Annotated in this window: 3 protein-coding genes; 1 reads left to right on the top strand and 2 read right to left on the bottom strand. The window is 33.8% G+C overall.

Annotated features, from left to right (window positions below; all coding sequences use genetic code 11):
• Positions 1 to 277: hypothetical protein (locus ACFFUE_RS10115; protein WP_376835014.1), on the top strand; the 277-nt coding region annotated here is incomplete at its 5' end.
• Here the strand turns inward: ACFFUE_RS10115 and ACFFUE_RS10110 are convergent.
• Together ACFFUE_RS10110 and ACFFUE_RS10105 are read right to left on the bottom strand one after the other, a co-directional pair.
• A complete protein-coding gene (locus tag ACFFUE_RS10110; RefSeq protein WP_376835012.1) occupies positions 274 to 1,056 on the bottom strand; it encodes a glycoside hydrolase family protein in 783 nt (260 codons plus the stop codon). The two genes, ACFFUE_RS10115 and ACFFUE_RS10110, sit on opposite strands and share 4 nt — an antisense overlap.
• Before the next feature lie 180 nt (positions 1,057 to 1,236).
• Positions 1,237 to 1,496 (bottom strand): hypothetical protein (locus ACFFUE_RS10105; protein ID WP_376835010.1); only part of this gene is annotated, 260 nt, incomplete at its 5' end.

The raw sequence follows: 1,496 nt of genomic DNA, 5'->3' as shown, positions 1-1,496 counted from the left end.
TTTCAAAAATTCCAATGTTAGGAAAGAACTTAATATTCCACTTAAAGAATTTAATTACAAAGACTTATCAAATAAATCAAAAAAATTTAATGTTCCTTTATCCAAAATGGTAATTTTAAATTCTACAGATGAAAATAATCTACAAAACATCATTTTTGACTACCATAGAAATAGACCAAACAAAGAGGGGATAATACACTGTATCTATTGTAGATATGTGATATATGCGGATATCAACAACTATTACGAATCAGCGAATGAAATATCCGCACTTTAAAAATAAAAAGGTAATTTTAAACGATTAGCCTTATAATATTCGGCAGATGTGACTTGGTCAGGTCTGCCGTTTTTAAGTTTAGGCATACTTTTAGTCACTTCATTAATACCATTTTCAATAGGCTTTCCCGCAACAAAATTAGCTAATCTTATACGAGCATACAGAATCCCAACAAAAAATCGCCTATCCGAACCTACTAAGAAATTAGGTCCTATACCGTTGGAAGTCATTAACCAATTAGCAAATTTATTTCTGTCATTCAGACCATTCTGCAAAAGAGACGCCTCCCTTGATGAAGTAAAACCATTGAAAACCAAATAATAAATTGCATCGGCTATCTTTTGCGGAACTGGCAAACCATTCTTTTTAAGAATAGATTTAACCCTATTAATTTTATCAGCAGACACCCTAATTAACTGGTCTTCTAAAAAAGAGTCTGCATACGTCCTATTTAAAACAGGATAATACCGTCTGCCATTATCATCAATAAAATAGGTCAATCCATTCCCCACTGTAACAGGGTCGCCTGGGTGTTGATATGCTTTATTTGAATACCCTTCAATACGTTTTTTCAAACTTATCACTTCTTTTGATGGTCTAAAATTCAAATGAGTAGCAGTATCTACAGGAACATATCCCCCACTATTTTGAGTATTGCTCTTTTCTTTCATTGCATTTTTCATAATATTCTCAATAAAGTGCATAATTGAAAATCCAAATAAAAATGGAAACATTTTTTTTTCTTTTTTTTTTAGGTTAATATAAAAAGGCAGTGGCAATAATCCACCACCTTTTAAACTTACTTTTTCTTCGGCTCAAAATCTTGTTGTCCGTCCAGTGCGTCAAGCACTCTAATAACAACGTTTAGAACTATTCTGAGCTTCTCTCTGTTCTGGATAGCCGTTTTACTACCCAACAAATTCGCGATTTTTTCAAACATTTTCTTTATTTTTTTTTAGTTAAAACGCTTTTCCAAAATACCCGCTTACACGCTTACCACTACGGGTATGCCCATTACCATTAGGAGAGATTACCAAACCTAACTCCTTGATAAATATCTTCCTAGTACTCTTGTTGAATAACGCCCAATATAATTGCGTAGTTCCAAGACCTCTATGCACTATTTCAACGGAGTAGGTGTAATACACTGTACCGTCTTGGCTTTCGTGTTCCTTACCATCTTTAGGCATTGCCGTTGCCGTCATCAAACCGTTTTTGG

The organism is Bergeyella porcorum (genome assembly GCF_042427575.1).
Taxonomy (GTDB): Bacteria; Bacteroidota; Bacteroidia; order Flavobacteriales; family Weeksellaceae; genus Bergeyella; species Bergeyella porcorum.
The sequence above is the reverse complement of the archived record's forward strand: the minus strand, read 5'-3'. Positions and strand labels throughout refer to the sequence as shown.